16 protein-coding genes are annotated in these 16974 nt (G+C 67.7%); 2 read left to right on the top strand and 14 right to left on the bottom strand.

The genetic code is table 11. The features are described 5' to 3' along the window. Positions 1-50: 50 nt before the first annotated feature. The 10 genes from ACMX2H_RS08430 to ACMX2H_RS08475 form a co-directional block, all read right to left on the bottom strand. A complete protein-coding gene (locus ACMX2H_RS08430) occupies positions 51-974 on the bottom strand; it encodes a GNAT family N-acetyltransferase (protein ID WP_414960064.1) in 924 nt (307 codons plus the stop codon). Continuing rightward, positions 928-2094: a flavodoxin-dependent (E)-4-hydroxy-3-methylbut-2-enyl-diphosphate synthase gene (gene ispG / locus ACMX2H_RS08435; RefSeq protein WP_414960065.1), complete on the bottom strand. Its 1167-nt coding sequence runs from the start codon at positions 2092-2094 to the stop codon at positions 928-930. The genes ACMX2H_RS08430 and ispG overlap by 47 nt, the downstream gene beginning before the upstream one ends. Positions 2095-2187: 93 nt before the next feature. After that, complete coding sequence (locus ACMX2H_RS08440) at positions 2188-2478, bottom strand: YciI family protein (RefSeq protein ID WP_414960066.1); 291 nt, start codon at positions 2476-2478, stop codon at positions 2188-2190. Positions 2479-2512: 34 nt separating this feature from the next. Continuing rightward, positions 2513-4309: a hypothetical protein gene (locus ACMX2H_RS08445; protein WP_414960067.1), complete on the bottom strand. Its 1797-nt coding sequence runs from the start codon at positions 4307-4309 to the stop codon at positions 2513-2515. A gap of 329 nt (positions 4310-4638) precedes the next feature. Next, on the bottom strand, positions 4639-5991 hold the full coding sequence (locus ACMX2H_RS08450; RefSeq protein ID WP_414960068.1) for a M50 family metallopeptidase: 1353 nt from the start codon (positions 5989-5991) through the stop codon (positions 4639-4641). Beyond that, the gene (gene dxr, locus ACMX2H_RS08455) at positions 5988-7202 is read right to left on the bottom strand and encodes a 1-deoxy-D-xylulose-5-phosphate reductoisomerase (RefSeq protein ID WP_414960069.1); all 1215 of its coding nucleotides are present in this window, start codon (positions 7200-7202) and stop codon (positions 5988-5990) included. Before dxr ends, ACMX2H_RS08450 begins: the two co-directional genes overlap by 4 nt. 674 nt (positions 7203-7876) lie before the next feature. Further along, positions 7877-8221 (bottom strand): universal stress protein, encoded by a 345-nt coding sequence (locus ACMX2H_RS08460; RefSeq protein WP_414960070.1) that lies wholly within the window; start codon positions 8219-8221, stop codon positions 7877-7879. Beyond that, positions 8218-9768, bottom strand: coding sequence for a tripartite tricarboxylate transporter permease (locus ACMX2H_RS08465; protein ID WP_414960071.1), 1551 nt, complete (start codon positions 9766-9768; stop codon positions 8218-8220). The genes ACMX2H_RS08460 and ACMX2H_RS08465 overlap by 4 nt, the downstream gene beginning before the upstream one ends. Beyond that, entirely contained in the window at positions 9761-10303 is a 543-nt protein-coding gene (locus ACMX2H_RS08470) for a tripartite tricarboxylate transporter TctB family protein (protein WP_414960072.1), read from the bottom strand. The genes ACMX2H_RS08465 and ACMX2H_RS08470 overlap by 8 nt, the downstream gene beginning before the upstream one ends. A 2-nt stretch (positions 10304-10305) precedes the next feature. Further along, complete coding sequence (locus tag ACMX2H_RS08475; RefSeq protein WP_414960073.1) at positions 10306-11319, bottom strand: Bug family tripartite tricarboxylate transporter substrate binding protein; 1014 nt, start codon at positions 11317-11319, stop codon at positions 10306-10308. 168 nt (positions 11320-11487) lie between these two features. On the opposite strand from ACMX2H_RS08475, the gene ACMX2H_RS08480 reads away from it, so the two are divergent. Next, on the top strand, positions 11488-13083 hold the full coding sequence (locus ACMX2H_RS08480; RefSeq protein WP_414960074.1) for an ATP-binding protein: 1596 nt from the start codon (positions 11488-11490) through the stop codon (positions 13081-13083). Next, on the top strand, positions 13080-13928 hold the full coding sequence (locus ACMX2H_RS08485; protein ID WP_414960075.1) for a response regulator: 849 nt from the start codon (positions 13080-13082) through the stop codon (positions 13926-13928). The genes ACMX2H_RS08480 and ACMX2H_RS08485 overlap by 4 nt, the downstream gene beginning before the upstream one ends. Positions 13929-13938: 10 nt before the next feature. Here ACMX2H_RS08485 and ACMX2H_RS08490 read toward each other — a convergent pair whose 3' ends face one another. From ACMX2H_RS08490 to ACMX2H_RS08505, 4 genes are read right to left on the bottom strand one after another with little or no spacing between them, the layout of a single operon-like run. Then, entirely contained in the window at positions 13939-14754 is an 816-nt protein-coding gene (locus tag ACMX2H_RS08490) for an HpcH/HpaI aldolase/citrate lyase family protein (RefSeq protein ID WP_414960076.1), read from the bottom strand. Beyond that, positions 14751-15344, bottom strand: coding sequence for a MaoC family dehydratase (locus tag ACMX2H_RS08495; protein ID WP_414960077.1), 594 nt, complete (start codon positions 15342-15344; stop codon positions 14751-14753). The genes ACMX2H_RS08490 and ACMX2H_RS08495 overlap by 4 nt, the downstream gene beginning before the upstream one ends. Beyond that, positions 15341-15994: a CoA transferase subunit B gene (locus tag ACMX2H_RS08500; RefSeq protein WP_414960078.1), complete on the bottom strand. Its 654-nt coding sequence runs from the start codon at positions 15992-15994 to the stop codon at positions 15341-15343. The genes ACMX2H_RS08495 and ACMX2H_RS08500 overlap by 4 nt, the downstream gene beginning before the upstream one ends. A gap of 12 nt (positions 15995-16006) precedes the next feature. Further along, positions 16007-16786 carry a CoA transferase subunit A gene (locus ACMX2H_RS08505; protein ID WP_414960079.1) on the bottom strand — a complete coding sequence of 260 codons (780 nt, stop codon included), beginning with the start codon at positions 16784-16786 and terminating at the stop codon, positions 16007-16009. Positions 16787-16974: the final 188 nt, after the last annotated feature.

A 16974-nucleotide genomic window follows, 5' to 3' on the forward strand; every position in this document is an offset into this window, starting at 1 on the left:
CGCGGACCCCGCAGCAGCGCCGGGGGCCACCGGCCGGGATAACGGTGCGGCTAGAACAACACGGTGGCGAAGGTGCCGACCTGGGAGAAACCGACCGACGTATAGGCAGCCATCGCCCGGTGGTTGTAGTCGTTGACGTAAAGGCTGGCGACCGGGGCAAACTTCCGCGACAGTTCGACGACGGCGGCCATGCAGCCGGCGGCGAGGCCCTGCCCGCGGTAGGCCGGGTTCACCCACACGCCTTGGATCTGCACGGCCTGGGCACTGACGTTGCCCAGCTCGGCCTTGAACACGACCTGCCCGTGGCTGTCCCGCCGGATGAGCGAGTGGCCCTTGCGGATCAGGGTTGCCACGCGCTGCCGGTAGTGCTGGCCGCCTCCGGCCAACGGCGAGTATCCGACTTCTTCTTCGAACATCGCCACGCAGGCGGGCACCAGCACGTCATAGTCGTCCTCGGTGGAATACCGAACCTGCGGGTCGGCGGCTACCTCCGGGGTGCCGCGCAGCTCCATGAGCGGCTGGTTGGGCCGCACGTCAAAGGCCCGTGGGTGCGCGTGCCGGAACGACGACCAGATGCCCAGCACGCCTTCTGCGGGGCCGAAAATCGAGGACATCCGGCGATTGCCGGCGGCCAGGTGGGCCCCCAGCCGGGCGCCTTGTTCGGCGTCCAGCGCGACCGGGACCGCGTTGACCCCGGCCCAACAGGCGCCGGTGAGGGCGCCGTCGTCGTACAGTCCCAAAATCTGGGCACCGGAAGGGGTGGGGCCGGCGCTGCCGGCGGATTCGAGGTGGGCGGCCAGGAAAACGTTGGCGACCGGATCGGTGCCGACCAGTTCCCAGAGCGCCTCGGTGTCCGCATGTTCCAGCGGCCGGATTCCGGCATGCGGATTGGCGGGTACGGCGTCGGCCGTACCCGCTGCCTCTCGGCTAGCTGACGTTAACCACGGGGCTACCCTTGACAGCATTTTCGCCATCGGAGTCACCCATTTCCTCGGCAATCCTCATTGCTTCTTCAATGAGTGTCTCAACAATCTGGTCTTCCGGAACAGTCTTGATGACCTGGCCCTTCACGAAAATCTGGCCTTTTCCGTTTCCGGAAGCTACGCCCAGGTCGGCTTCGCGGGCTTCACCTGGTCCGTTGACCACGCACCCCATGACGGCGACCCGCAGCGGCACTTCCATACCCTCAAGACCGGCGGTGACTTCGTCGGCCAGCTTGTACACATCCACCTGGGCGCGGCCGCAGGACGGGCAGGAGACGATTTCGAGTTTGCGCTCGCGCAGGTTCAGCGACTGCAGGATCTGCAGGCCCACCTTGATTTCCTCAGCCGGCGGGGCCGAGAGCGACACGCGGATGGTGTCGCCGATGCCCTGCGAGAGCAGCGCGCCGAAAGCAGTGGCGGACTTGATGGTCCCCTGGAACGCGGGGCCGGCCTCGGTGACGCCCAGGTGCAGCGGCCAGTCGCCGCGTTCGGCCAGCAGCTCGTAGGCGCGGACCATGACCACCGGGTCGTTGTGCTTGACCGAGATCTTGAAATCGTGGAAGTCGTGTTCTTCGAACAGCGAGGCTTCCCAGACGGCGGATTCGACCAGGGCTTCCGGGGTGGCCTTGCCGTACTTCTCCATCAGCCGCGGATCCAGCGAGCCGGCGTTGACGCCGATCCGGATGGAGGTTCCGGCGTCTTTGGCGGCGGCGGCGATTTCCTTGACCTGGTCATCAAACTTGCGGATGTTTCCCGGATTCACCCGGACCGCGGCGCAGCCGGCGTCGATGGCGGCGAAGACGTACTTGGGCTGGAAGTGGATGTCCGCGATCACCGGGATCTGGGACTTCTTCGCGATGATCGGCAGGGCCTCGGCGTCATCCGCGCTGGGGCATGCCACCCGGACGATGTCGCAGCCGGACGCCGTCAGTTCGGCGATCTGCTGCAGGGTGGCGTTGATGTCCGTGGTCGGCGTGGTGGTCATCGACTGCACGCTGATCGGCGATTCCGAACCAACACCGACCGAACCGACCTTGATCTGCCGGGTCTTCCGGCGGGGCGCCAGGACAGGCGGTGGTGAAGCTGGCATTCCAAGATTGACCGAGGTCAAGACGTCCTCCATGTGCCGGTCGGCAGTTGCTGAACAGATTTCATTATCCCCCTGCCGGCACGGCCATGGCACGTGCTGCGGGAGTGGTGTGGATCATGCGTAGTCGGCGAATGCCCCGGTGACGGGTGCCCATTCGGTGGTTTTCAGTGCTGAGACAAAGTTGTGGACGTTGAAGGGATCCTGCTTCAGTTCGTCCAACAGGCTGTTTTCGCTCTCCGCTGTGAAGATCAGCAGCGCGCCGGTGCCGTCCGCATAGGGTCCCGAGGCGAGCAGGCGGCCCTGGTCCACGAAGCTTCCCAGCCAGGCGCGGTGGGCCGGGCGGTGTTCGTCCCGGCCGGCTTCAGAATCGGGGGCATAGACGTATTCAACGGCGAAAACACTCATGGCCTTCACCTTACCCGGCCCCGGATGGCGGACGTTACTGGTAGGAAACGAACCAGGGCACCGGCTTCACTTCGGTGTAGGTGCGCTCGGGGCTGAACGTCGGAGTGTCCTCGTCGTAGAAGTTCTTCCACCCCATCCGGATGTTCTTCGGCAGGTCGTGGCGGAGCGCTCGCCACGTCTCCATCTTCTGGCCGGGACTTCCATGGCCGTCGGCGTGCAGCACCATGGCCAGCTCCGGGTGCGTGGTCTTCAGCTTCTGGCGGTCCGTGATCATCTGGTACTGGAACTGATGCAGGATCAGCACCTTCTGCGGCAGCGAGTGCTTCCGGGTCAGGTTTGCCAGCCAGTCGCTGACCTTGTTGATTTCGGCGGCGCTGACCGACCCGATCTGCTCCATGTGCCGCTCGCCCTTGCCCAGCCGCCACTCCGGATCCAGCGCCAGTCCCACATGCGGCTCCTTTAGCAGGTCCGCGTACATCTTGGCCTGGGCCAGGAAGTCGGACCGCCCGGGCTGCAGGTCCAGCACCACGTAGACGCCTGCTTCGCCGGCGGCATCGACCCAGGGGCGCAGTTCGTCCACATCCGTCTCCGCCGAATAGTCGCGGTCTTTCCCGGCCGACGACGAAGCGATGGTGGCGATGATTTCGAACGCCGGGATCACCGGTTCCTTGCTGTGGGGCTGGTAGCGCTTGGCCAGTTTCTTGGCGCGCTGGATGGACTTCTTGATGCCCTGTTCACCGAGCGCGCCCAGCGCGGGCCCCGCCGGGTGCCCGTACAGCGCCACCATCCTGCGCGACGGGAAGGCCAACTGACCGCCGCCAGGCAGCTCGGGCACCTCCAGTGCCGCCTGCACCCGGCGGCCGAATGTGTCATTGTTGCCGAACGCCTTTCCGATGCCGAGCACCCGGCGCTCCGGCTCGGCACGGAGGAATTCGATGGTCGCGCTGCTCTGGCGTGGATCCGCTTTCGGGTCGTGGAAGACACGCGCGCCGGCCGCCTCGGCTACAGCCAGCGTTGCTGGATAGTCCTGCTCCCCGTTCCGATCGATCAAGACCGAGACCGCCGCCGGCTCCGCCGCACCTTCGGGCAGATCGAGTTGTCCGTCCGACGGGAGGACCCCCACACGCGGCAGCAGGGCGGCCCACCCGGCGATGCCGCCGTCCGAACCGGTAGCGGCTCCGGCAGCGCTGGAGGCGGAGGTGGAAGCGGCGGCCGCGGAGGCGGAAGCCGCGGAGGCGGAAGCTTCCTCCGGAGCGGCAGTAGATGCTGCGCCGGCCGCGGACGCTTCCCCGGAGGCTGCTTTACCGCTTGGCGGTGCACTGACGGACGCTGCATCCGGCGCGCTGGTGGGGCTGGCGCCGGGCTCCGTTGGCGGCTGTCCAAAGGCCTTGACTTGCCGCACGCCGAGCCGCTCCAGTTCGCTGTTGAGGCCGTCACCTGCCAGCAGCAGCGGCACGCCCAGCGGCACCGACTCCGCTTCTGCTGCCGCTATTGCCTTGGCGTCATCGGCCGCTGCTACGAACGCCACCGGACTGGACGCGAACAACGCCTGGCTGGCGGCCAGCGAGGCTTCCGCATCGGAACCGGAAAGGACTTGGGGACCGGCGGCGGCGTCATTCAACTGCACGCGGTCCGGGGTCGCAGCGCTGGAAACGGCCGGCGAGCCGGGGCCTTGCGCTCCGCCCGGGGCGGTGCAGCCGGCGATGGCCAGGGCCGCTGCCACAGCTACGGCGATGCCCGTTCCAACCCTTGTTCGGCGGTGCGCTCCTGCCTGCCGGATGACGGTCCGGTGGCTCGGTTCGGTACGGTCTCTCCGCGGTGCTGCACTCACGGCGGCTGGCTCCCTTCGCCGGTTCGGGCCAGTCTAACCACGGCAGTGCGGCTACCCCAGCCCTGTGACGGCGTGCCACGCTGACGCGGGCGGCAATCGCCGTCGTTGTTCGCCGCGGCAGCCAGCGAGGGCGGGGTAAATCGGTGAGGGCGGCCTCCATGGACCCCGCCCTGACCGATCTACCCCGCCCTCACGAATTGGCTGCCAGCCAGCCACCCCGGTGGTCGAGTAAGGCCGCTTGCGGCCGCATCGAGATCCAGCCCCAGGGCAGTCAGAAGACCCGTGCCCCGCCGGGCCAGGCAGGCGGCCCGATGGTGGCCGCGAAGGCGTCAACCGAAAATGTTGACCGGTTTAACGATGTCCGCATAGATCAGCAGCGCGCCCATGCCCATCAGCACCACCGCCACCACGTAGGTCAGCGGCAGCAGCTTGGCGATGTCTACCGGTCCCGGGTCCGGCCGGCGGAACAACTTGGCGGCGGTGCGCCGTATGGCCTCCCACAGCGCCCCGGCCACGTGCCCGCCGTCCAGTGGCAGCAGCGGGATCAGGTTGAACACGAACAGGGCCAGATTGACCGATCCCACCAGCCCGATCAGCGTGGCGGCCCGGGCCTCTAAGGGGATCTCGTCCATCGCGCTGATTTCGCCGGCAATCCGGCCTACGCCTACCACGCTCATTGGCCCGTTCGGGTCGCGCGGAGCATCGCTGAATGCGGCTTCGGCCACGTCGGCCAACCGCTGCGGAAGATGCAGCACGACGCCGGTGATCGCCTGCAGGTTCTCCCCCACCGCCGGCAGCACTTCGGTGGCTGGTCGGGGCACCAGCGCCGTGGCGGCACCCATGCCGACGAACCCGGCTTGTTCCGTGACCGGCTTGCCCTCGCCGTCCAGCAGCGGTTGTCCGGCGTCGTCGTACACCGGGCGTTCGGTGAGGATCGGGGTGATGCTCGTCTGGATTTCCTGGCCATCGCGAAGCAGCGTGATCGGCGTCTTCTCCCCCGCGGCCTCCCGGATCCACGCGGTCAGCTGTGACCAGTCGGTGACCGGCTTGCCGTCAAAGGCGGTGACGGTGTCGCCCGGCCGGATACCGGCAGCGGTGGCCGGGGCTTCGGGGTCGCTGGGCAGGCAATCTGTCTGCCCGGTCTCCGCGGCTTGCGACGCCGGGACCACGCATTTATTGACTGACGAAATGGTGGTGGTGGCCTGTGCGGTACCGAAGCCCACCAGCACAATGCCGATCAGCACCGTGCCGATGACCAGGTTCACGAACGGGCCGCCCAGCATGATGATGACGCGTTTGTAGACCGGGAGTCGGTAGAACATCCTGGTCTCGTCGCCGGGCTGCAGCCGCTCCGCTTCCGCCTGCCGGGCGTCGTTGGCCAGTTGCTGGAACATGCCGGTGCTGGACCGGCGGACAGCGCCATCGCCGTCGTGGCCGTCCTTCGCCGGCGGGTACATGCCGATCATCGAGACGTAGCCCCCCAGCGGGATGGCCTTGACCCCGTATTCGGTCTCGCCCCGCCGTCGGGAGAAGAGGGTCTTGCCGAAACCCACCATGTACTGGGTCACCCGCACCTTGAACAGCTTCGCGGGCAGCAGATGGCCCACTTCATGCAGGGCGATGGACACGGCGATGCCGACGGCCACGAAGAGCACGCCGAAGAGGAAAAGCAGAATGGTCACAACATAGCCAAACGTTCGTGGGCCCGCGAGCGTGCCCAATCTTCTGCGGCCAGCACCGTGGCCACGGTCGGTTCGCCGGAGGGCGCATGCTCTTCCACGACTGCCGCCACCGTCTCCACGATCTGGTCGAAACGGATCCGGCCCTCGTGGAAAGCGTCCACGGCCTCTTCATTGGCCGCGTTGTAGACGGCCATGCAGGTGCCGCCGCGGGCCGCCGCCTGTTTGGCCAGCCGCACGGCACCGAACACTTCCTCGTCCAGCGGCTCGAAGGTCCAGCTGGTGGCCTGGCTCCAGTCGCACGGCTGCGCCGCCCCCGCCACGCGTTCCGGCCAGCCCAGACCAAGCGCGATCGGCAGGCGCATGTCCGGCGGCGAGGCCTGCGCAATGGTGGACCCGTCGGTGAACTGCACCATGGAGTGCACCACCGACTGCGGGTGAACCACCACATCGATCTTGTCCAGCGCGACGTCGAAGAGCAGGTGCGCTTCGATGACTTCCAGCGCCTTATTGACCATGGTCGCCGAGTTGGTGGTCACCATCCGTCCCATGTCCCAGGTGGGGTGGGCCAGCGCCTGCGCAGGGGTGACACCGCGCAACTGCTCCTTGCTGAAGCCTCGGAACGGGCCGCCGGAAGCGGTCACGATCAGCCGGTCCACCTCGCCGGCGGTGCCCGAGCGCAGCGCTTGGGCAAGCGCGGAATGCTCCGAGTCCACCGGGACAATCTGCCCCGGCCGCGCGGCCTCTTTGACCAGCGGACCGCCGGCAATCAGGGACTCCTTGTTCGCCAGGGCCAGCACGTGCCCGGCTCCTAGCGCCGCCAGCGTCGGTGCCAGACCGATGGACCCGGTAATGCCATTGAGCACGACGTCGGCGTCCGGCCAGGCGGCGATGCTCGCCGCGGCGTCGGGGCCGGCAAACAGTTCCGGAGCGTAGCCGGATACTCCGGCATCCGCCGCTGCTGCCTTGACCGCAGTCGCCAGGTCATCCACCGAGCCCGCTGCAGCACCGACGGCCTGCGCCCGGGTGTGGACCGCCTGCCGGGCGGCCAGCTCCAGGTTGCCGCCGGCGGCGAGCGCCGTGACCTCGAAGCGTTCCGGCGCCGCGTCCACCACATCGATGCCCTGCGTGCCAATCGAGCCCGTGGAACCCAGCAGCACCACCTTGCGGCGGGCGGATGGCGGGGCGGCGTGGGGCGGATCGCGGAACTCCATGCGGTCAATTATCCAGCACCGCTGCTCCGTCACCGGCCACCCGGACGGCCTCGCCGGGGTTTCGAGGGCCGCGCGTCGAGATCGCCCCTTCGGATGGGTACCCGGCGGCTAGGAATGCGGAGCCGATCGCCCCTGGGGATGGGTTCGCGGCTGGAGACGCGGCGCAGGGACCACTCAGCCTGAGCGCCGCAGCCGAGATTACCCCTTGGCTTCGAGATCACCGGATACAGGGGGTGCGCTCGGAGCTATCCCCTGTCCTCGTGGCCAGATGACCCTCCATAACAGGTCATCTCGACGACAACCCCTGACCTCAAGGCCGCCCCAAGCCCAACCAGCCACCGGCACCGGGACCGGGCCGTCCGCCGGGGCCACCTAGCCTGAGCGCCGCAGCCGAGATTACCCCTTGACGTCGAGATCACCGGCTACAGGGGGTGCGCTCGGAGCTATCCCCTGTCCTCGTGGCCAGATGACCCTCCACAACAGGTCACCTCGACGACAACCCCTGACCTCATGGCCGACCCAAGCCCAACCAGCCACCGGCACCGGGACCGGGCCGTCCGCAGGTCCCGCCGAAGCAGGTGTGGTCGCCCCGGAACCCCCGGCGGCCGCGTGCCGCGCCTCGGTTAAGGCTGCCTCACCGCCAGCACGTTGCACGGTGCGGACAGCAGGATCGTCTACGCCGTCGAGCCCAGCAGCAGCTTGCCCACCGGCGTGCGGTTGCGTACTCCGATGACAATCAGCTCCGCTCCGGACTCTTCGGCGGCGTCCAGCACTTCCTCGGCCGGCAGTCCGTCCGAAATTCCGTGCCGGATGCTGAAACCGACTCCTGCCCCGTGCAGCACGGCTTCCAGCCGGGTGACGTCCGCGGCGTCTGCGTAGCCGGGATCCACCAAGCGGTCGGCCCTGGTGGCGTTGACCACCAGCAGCTTGGCAGCCCGGCGTCCGGCCTCGTCGATGGCGGCCGCCAGGGCCGCATCGCCAAGAGCGTTGGGGACATACCCCACCACGATTGTGCTCATGCGCTGACCTCCTTGCCCCGCGGGCTCTCGTCGTCGAGCGTTGCCGATTCCATCAGGCGCTGGCGCTTCTTCATCCAGAAGGACAGCACGAAGATGACGACCAGAGAGATGTAGATCCCGGCCGCGATCGGCGTGGACACCAAGGCCATCGGGTCGCCCTGGGAGATGGCCAGCGAACGCCGCAGTTGGCTCTCGAAAATCGGCCCCAGGATCATGCCGACCACCAGCGGAGCGATCGGATAGCCGTAGCGGCGCATGAAGAACCCGAGCACGCCAATGACCAGCAGCACGAACACGTCCACCGGGGTGAAGTTCACCGAGAACGCGCCCAAGGCGGCGAAGACCAAGATGCCGGCGTAGAGGTACGGACGCGGGATCTGCAGGATCTTCACCCAGATGCCCACCAGCGGCAGGTTCAACACCAGCAGCATCAGGTTGCCCACGTACAGGCTGGCAATCAGCGCCCAGACCAGGGCACCTTCAACTTCGAACAACAGCGGTCCCGGCTGGATGTTGTAGCGCTGGAATGCCACCAGCATCATCGCCGCCGTCGCCGTCGTCGGAATGCCCAGCGTCAGCAGCGGCACCAGCACACCGGCCGCAGCCGCGTTGTTGGCCGATTCCGGCCCGGCCACGCCTTCGATGGCGCCGCGGCCGAACTGCTTCTTGTGCGTGCCCTTGGCCAGTTTCTTCTCCGCCGCGTAGGACAGGAAGGTGGCCACGTCGGCGCCGCCGGCCGGCATGGTGCCGATCGGGAAGCCAATAAAGGTTCCGCGCAGCCAGGGCTTCCAGGACCGTCTCCAGTCCTCTTTCTTCATCCAGGACGTCCAGCCGCCGGTCACCGGGATGACCTTGACCGGGCCATGCCGCAACCGGGAGGCCACGTACAGCGCCTCGCCCAGAGCAAACAGGCCGACGGCGACCAGCACCACGTCGATGCCGTCCGCCAGGAACGGGCTGCCAAACGTGTAGCGCTGCTGCCCTGTCATCAGGTCCACGCCCATGAACGCCAGGAACAAGCCCAGGCCGAGCGACGCCAGACCGCGCAACACGGAGGCGCCCAGCAGCGCGCCCACGGTCAGGAACGCCACCACCATCAGGGCCACGTACTCCACCGGACCGATCTGCACGGCAAATGCGGCCACATAGGGTGCCACAAAGCTCAGCAGCACCGTGGCAATGGTGCCGGCAATGAACGAGCCGATCGCCGCCGTCGCCAGCGCCGCGGCTCCCCGGCCGGCTTTCGCCATCCGGTTGCCTTCCAGCGCCGTGACAATCGACGCGGATTCGCCCGGCGTGTTGAGCAGGATCGAGGTGGTGGACCCGCCGTACATGCCGCCGTAGTAGATGCCCGCGAAGACGATGATCGCCGCCGTCGGTTCCAGGCTGTACGTGATGGGCATCAGCAGGGCAACGGTCATGGCCGGGCCGATGCCCGGCAGCACACCGACTGCGGTGCCGACCAGCACGCCGCCCAGGGCGTAGAGCAGGTAGATCGGCTGCATCGCCACGGAAAAGCCCTCCAGGAGGGCGTAGAAATTATCCATTCAGGAACGGCACCCCTTCGAGCACGCCGGCGGGCAGCGAGACGCCGAGCAGCCCGCCGAAAGCGAACTGCAGCACCAGCGCCATGACCACGCCGACAACAGCGGCCCGCCACAACGGCTTGGCGCCCAGCGCCCACGCGGCGCCGAAGAACAGCACCGCTGCGGCAACCGGCCAGCCCAGCGGAATAATCAGGAAAATATGCACGACGACGGTGCCCGCCATCTTGGCCACGGTCAGCCAGTCGGTCCGGACATCGGGGTCGATGTCTTCGCCCTCATCCGCCTCGCCGGTCTTGCCGCGCAGCAGCTGCACGATCAGGCCGGCGCCGACGATCACCAGCAGGCCGGAGACGATGTAGGGAAGCGCCCGCGGACCAATGTCGCTGGCCGAGTCGGGCGTCTGGATCCCTGCCCCGGCCACGAAGCCGACGATCCCGATGCTCAGGATGACTGCCGCGAAGATGATTTCTCCGAGCGGCTTGGCCGGGGCGGCATCGCTGCCGCCCCGGACCGCTCCAGTAGTGGAAGAACCCATGGTTACTTCAGCAGACCGATATCCGTCAGGGTTGCGGTGACCGTCTCGATGTCCTCGGTCAGGAAGCTCGAGAACTCCTCGCCGGCCAGGAAGGCGTCTGCCCAGTTGTTGGTGGTCAGGGTTTCCTGCCAGGCGTCGGTGCCGTGCAGTTCGGTCACCAGCGCGGTGAGCTTCTCGGCCTGCGCATCGTCGATGGACCCGGGAGCCACGACGCCGCGCCAGTTGGTCAGCACCAGGTCCAGGCCCTGTTCCTTCAACGGCTTGACTTCGGGCAGCTGCGGGGCGGCTTCCGGGCCGGAAACGGCCAGGGCGCGCAGCTTGCCGGCCTTGACCTGCTCGGCGTACTCGCCCACGCCGGAAATGCCGGCGGAAACCTTGTTGCCCAGCAGCGCTGCCAGGGATTCGCCGCCGCCGGAGTACGGGATGTAGTTCAGGCTGTCGGCACCGATGCCGGCTTCCTTGAGCATCATGCCGGCCAGAATATGGTCGGCGCCTCCGGCGGAGCCGCCGGTGATGGAGACACCCTTGCCCTTGGCCTTGACGTCGGCGAGCAGGTCATCGATGGTCTGGTAGGGCGAATCGGCGGGCACCACGACGACGAGCGGCTCTTCGGTGAGCCGGGCGATCGGTGTGGTGTCTTCGATCCGGTTTGCGGCCTTGTTGGTCTCCACGGCGCCGACCATCACGTAGCCCATCACCATCAGGGTGTTCGGGTCCTTTTCGGTGGCCAGTTTTGCCAGGCCGTTGGTGCCGCCGGCGCCGCCGATGTTGACCACCGAGGCGCTGGAGACCAGGTCGTTTTCCTGCAGGTCTTTCTGCATGGAACGGCCGGTTTGGTCCCAGCCGCCGCCCGGGTCCGCCGGGACAATGATGTTGAGCTTGTCGATGCCGGCCTCTTCGGAGCCGTTGCCGGCACTGGTGGAGCCGGTGGAGCCGCAGGCGGCCAATACCAAGGCGGATGCTGCCGCGGCGGCCACCAGGGCCGAGCGGCGTCTCATCGTTCGGTCGAGCTTCATCTAGGTTTTTCCTCCTCCAACCAGCGTGATGGGCATCACCACGCCGTCGCCCCAGCGTAGAGAGCAGTCCGGCGGGCCGGAAGAATGCGGTCATTGTGGCCGTATTGGTCATTGTGGTCACCGCCACAGGCGGCTGTGGCTCAGCTAACAGCATGCGAAGATGGCGGGGTGTTCCGTTCCCTGTCGCTGCGCGCCCAGCTGTTCGTGCTGCAGCTGTTCATCCTGCTCGTCGTCGTGCTGGTGGCAGGTTCAGTCGCCATCTCCATGCAGGAACAGCAGATCCGCGATGCTTATGAAGGTCGGATGGTCGGCGTGGCCCGTTCGGTCGCCCAGCTGCCGTCCATCGTGGAGGCCTTCGACGATGCCAGCCCCAGCCAAACCATCCAGCCCATCGCCGAGCTGATCGCCCAGTCGACCGGAGTCACGTATGTGGTGGTCACTGACCACCGCGGCATCCGCTACTCGCATCCGAACCACTCGTTGATCGGGCAGATGGTTTCCACCGATCCGTCGATCCCGCTGTCCGGAGAGACGTACATTGGCCGGCAGACCGGGACGCTGGGTGAATCATGGCGGGTGAAGGTACCGATCTACGACCGCTCGGGCGCCACGGTGATTGGCACCGCCTCGGTGGGAACGCTGGAGTCCACCCTGCGCGAGGACCTTAACGACGACCTGCCCGTCCTGCTGGCGTGGCTCATCGCGGCGGCCTTGGTGGGCTCGGCCGGCGCCATCTACATCTCGCGTTTGGTCTGGCGGCGGATCTACCAGCTAGAGCCCGAAGAGATCGCCGCGCTGCTCGAAACCCGCGATGCCATGCTTCACGGCATCGGCGAGGGCGTCGTCGCCGTCGACGACCGCGGGCGTATCGCCCTGCTCAACGACGAGGCGAAACGCCTGCTGGATGTCTCCGATGCGGCGCTCGGCCGACCGGCCACTTCGATTCTGGAGCCGGGGCTGGCAGCCATGCTGGCGGCCAACGGCGGGGCTGACGAGACCGTGCTTGCCGGCGAGCGCGTGCTGCTGGCCCGGGCCAACGCCGCCACGGTTGACTCCCGCCGGGTGGGCAGTGTGCTCATCCTGCGCGACCGGACGGAATTGCACCAACTGCTGCAGGATCTTGACGGTGCACGGGACGTCACCCAGGCGCTGCGCGCGCAGGCGCACGAATTTTCCAACAAGATGCATGTGATCTCCGGTTTGCTGGAACTCGGCCGCACACAGCAAGCTGTGGATTTCATCTCCCGGTCCGGGCATGGGGGTTCTGTGGTGGCTGGCGAACTGGCTCCGGGAATCACCGATCCGGATGCCGCCAGCCTGCTGATGGCCAAGACCACCATTTGCGACGAAAAGGGCATCCGGTTAGTGATTGATCCGGCATCCGTGCTGGCACCGGACGGCACCACCGATCCGGTGACGGTATTGGGCAACCTGGTGGACAACGCCATGGAGGCCGTGGGACCGCACGGAACGATTGCCGTGTCCATTACCGAGGAGGCGGATGGTTGCACCATCACTGTCGCCGACGACGGCCCCGGCATCCCGCCGGAGGAACGTGAGCGGATCTTCGAACCGGGCTTCTCCAGCAAGGAGGCGGCGCTGCCAGGCAGCCGCGGCTTCGGCTTGGCCCTGGTCAGCCGGGTGGCTGCCCGGCGCGGCGGTTCGGCCCGGGTAACGGCGTCGGCCTCCGGCGGCGCCGAGTTCACGGTAAGCTTCTCGCCGACCCCGTCGATCGCCCGCCCGCAAGGAATCCCGGTCCCATGAACCAGATCCGCACCGTCGTCGTTGACGATGACAAGGAAGTCGCCGGCGTGCACACCGGCTTCCTGCTGGCCCATGGATCCTTTGACGCCGTGGGCACCGCTTACACCGGGGCGGACGGGCTGGCCATGGTTGCGTCCCTCCGCCCGGAACTGGTGTTGCTGGACATCCATTTGCCGGATCTGAGCGGCATCGAGGTACTGCGGGCGGTCCGGAACCTGCCGGGCGAACCGGTCGACGTCATCGCCATCACCGCCGCCCGCGAACTGGACACGGTGCGGGCGGCGATGGCGGGCGGGGTACTCCACTATTTGGTCAAACCGTTCACCGCCCGAGTGCTGATGGAGCGGCTGGACGCTTATGTGGAGCACAGGCGGCACATCAGCGGCAGCGGACAAGCTGCCGTGCTGGACCAGGACGGCATCGACCGGTTGCTGGCACCCGCGCGTAACGCCGCCGGGATGTCTGCCCGGGAGGCCGCGGATGCAGGCAGCAGTGGACAGGCATCCGGCCATCCGGCCGAGCCGACCGCCGGTCCGCCACGGCCGGCAGCTGCCGCCGGGGGCCGCCACCGGACCGGGGCGCCGCTGGCCGCCGTCCCGGGTTCCCGGGCACAGGTCCCGCTGCCCAAGGGCCTGTCCCTGCCCACTCTGGAGGCGGTCATCGCAGACCTGAACGCCACCGGGGCTGCCTCGTCGGCCTCCGAAGTCGCCGGCCGGCTGGGGCTGGCACGGGTGAGTGCCAGGCGCTATCTGGAGTACCTGGTGTCGCGCGGCGAGGCCAGGATCACGCCGCGGTACGGCACCGCCGGCCGGCCGGAGAAGTTCTATCTCCTGACCGCCGGCTAGGACGGAACGGCTAGGACGGAATGTTGGCCCGCCGCAGGGTCAGCTCCGCGTGCTTGAGCAGCGGCCCGTCGATCATCTTGCCGCGGAACCGGAAAGCCCCGGGTTCGTTGGCGGCGGCAGCCAGGAGGGCGGCCGCGTAGTCCGCTTCCGCCTGGCCGGGACGGTAGGCACTTCTGACGACGTCGGCCTGGCTCGGATGGATGATGGCCTTGGCGGCAAAACCCGATGCTGCCGCATCCTCGGCTTCTGCCGCCAGCCCGTCCAGGTCCGCTATGTCGATGTAGACGGAGTCGATCGCGGCCTTGCCGTGGGCGCCGGCCGCCAGGATCACCTGCGAGCGCGCCTGCCGGGCGACGTCCCGGTACGTCCCGGACGCGAACCGGCTGGAGCTGCCGCCCAGCGAGACGACCAGGTCCTCGGCGCCCCACATCAGCGCCGTGACGTTCGCGCACGCGGCCAGCCCTGCAGCATGCAGCACGCCGAGCGCTGTCTCGCAGAGGGCCACCACCGAATACTCCCCCAGTCGCTTCACCGCCGACGGATCCTCCGCCTTGGCCACCATGATGCTGCGGTAGCCGGACCGGCCGACGGCCTCCATGTCCAGCGCGTGGTCCGCGGTCCCGACCGGGTTGACCCGGACGATGGTGCGTTCCGGGTCCAGCGGGTGGCCGATGACTGCTTCCCGGGCCGCGGCGCGCTCCGCCGGGGCCACCGCGTCCTCCAGGTCGAGGATCACCGCGTCGGCCCGGGCGGCGGCCTTCGCGTAGCGGTCCGGCCGGTCTGCCGGACAGAACAGGATGGCCGGGCCCATCTCGAACCCGGTCACCGGTGCCCGCCTTCGGGCCGGCCGTCCCAGAGTTCCGCGTCGCTGGTTTCAGAGCCCGCAATCGCGGCAGCGTGCCCGTCCTCGGTCCACATCAGGCAGCTGCGGGTCACGGTGGCCACCACGTCGCCGTGCTGGTTCCGGCCGGTGTGGTGCATGGTCACCACGCCGGTGCCGGGCCGGGACCTGGAGAGCCGTTTATCGGTGACCACCGTCTCCGTGTACAGCGTGTCGCCATGATAGAGCGGGTGCGGGAAGGTCACGTCCGTGAGGCCCAGCTGCGCCACAATCGTGGACTGGGTCAGCTGGCCGACCGACTGGCCCACCACGGTGGCGAGGGTGAACATGGAGTTCATCAGCCGCTGCCCGAACGGCTGCTCGGCCGCCCAGGCCGCGTCCAGATGCAGTGCCTGGTTGTTCATGGTGGCGGTGGTGAACAGCACGTTGTCCGCCTCTGTGACAGTCCGGCCCGGCCGGTGGGCATAGATGACATCCGGCTCGATCTCTTCGAAATACAGTCCGCGCTGGACGATGACTTTCTGCGCACCGGCCGCTTCGGAAGACGTCGCCGCTGCCCCTGCGTCGGTATTCACCGGGCACGCGCCTGGAACTGATCGGTCCGGAGCTCGGCGCCGGTGGCGGCCACCACGTCCTGGACCTCCACACCCGGGGCCGTCTCGCGGAGCACCAGGCCCTGCTCCGTGACGTCGATGACGGCAAGGTCGGTGATGATCTGGTCGACGCAGGCCTTGCCGGTAAGCGGGAGTGTGCATTCGGTGAGGATCTTCGGGTTCCCGCTCTTATCCACGTGCTCCATCATCACGATCAGCTGCTTGGCGCCGAAGACCAGGTCCATCGCTCCGCCCATGCCCTTGACCATCTTGCCCGGGATCATCCAGTTGGCCAGGTCCCCGTTCTGCGCCACCTGCATGGCCCCGAGGACGGCCACATCCACGTGCCCGCCGCGGACCATGCCGAACGATGCGGCCGAATCGAAGATCGCCGCTCCGCGGTTGAGCGTCACGGTTTCCTTGCCGGCATTGATCAGGTCCGGATCGAGCTTGTCCTCGGTGGGATAGGGCCCGACGCCCAGAATGCCGTTTTCCGAATGCAGGATGACTTCCACGCCGTCGGGTATGTAGTTCGGGATCAGCGTGGGCATCCCAATGCCGAGGTTGACGTACTGCCCGTTTTCCAGCTCCTGGGCCACGCGTGCGGCCAGTTCGTTGCGCGTTAGTGCCATGGCGTGCTCCTTCTACTTCCCGGCTCCGCCGGTGGCTTGGCCAGTTAGCTGCACCGTGCGTTTTTCGATCCGTTTCTCCACATCCGGGGCCAGCACCACGCGCTGGACGAAGATGCCCGGCGTGTGGATCTGCTGCGGATCCAGTTCTCCGGGTTCCACGAGTTCCTCCACCTCGGCGATGGTGATCTTCCCGGCCATCGCGCACAGCGGGTTGAAGTTCATGGCCGTGGCATGGAAGACCAGGTTGCCCAGCCGGTCGCCCTTGGCTGCGTGGACCAGCCCGAAGTCCGGACGCAGCGATTCCTCCAGCACGTAGTCGGCGCCGCCGAAGCTGCGGACCTCCTTCGGTTCCGAGGCCACGGCCACCGACCCATCGGCGTCGTACATGCGCGGCAGGCCGCCCTCGCTGATCTGGGTGCCGACCCCGGCGGCAGTGTAAAAGGCCGGGATCCCGGCACCGCCGGCCCGCAGCTTCTCCGCCAGCGTGCCCTGCGGAGTCAGCTCCACTTCCAGCTCGCCGGCCAGGAACTGCCGGGCGAATTCCTTGTTCTCGCCCACGTAGGAGCTGATGGTGCGCCGGATCCGGCCGTCCGCCAGCAGCACGCCGAGTCCCCAGTCGTCCACGCCACAGTTGTTGCTGATGGTCTCCAGGTCCGTGGTGCCGGCGTCGTGCAGTGCCTGGATCAGGGCCACCGGAATGCCGCACAGACCGAAGCCGCCCACCGCCAGCGAGGCACCGTCGGGGATGTCCGCCACCGCCTCCGCGGCGGTTGCTACTACCTTGTTGATCACTGTGTCCTCCTTGGTCTAGTGCGTTTGGTCCCTGATCTCCACGCGGGCCTGGCGGCCCTTGGTCGATCACCGGGGGCTGCGGGCCTGGCGGCCCTTGGTCGATCACCGCGGCCGGGCCTGGCGGCCCTTGGTCGATCACCGCGGCCGGGCCTGGCGGCCCTTGGTCGATCACCGGGGGCTGCGGGCCT

This window comes from Arthrobacter sulfonylureivorans, from assembly GCF_047607445.1.
GTDB lineage: Bacteria > Actinomycetota > Actinomycetes > Actinomycetales > Micrococcaceae > Crystallibacter > Crystallibacter sulfonylureivorans_A.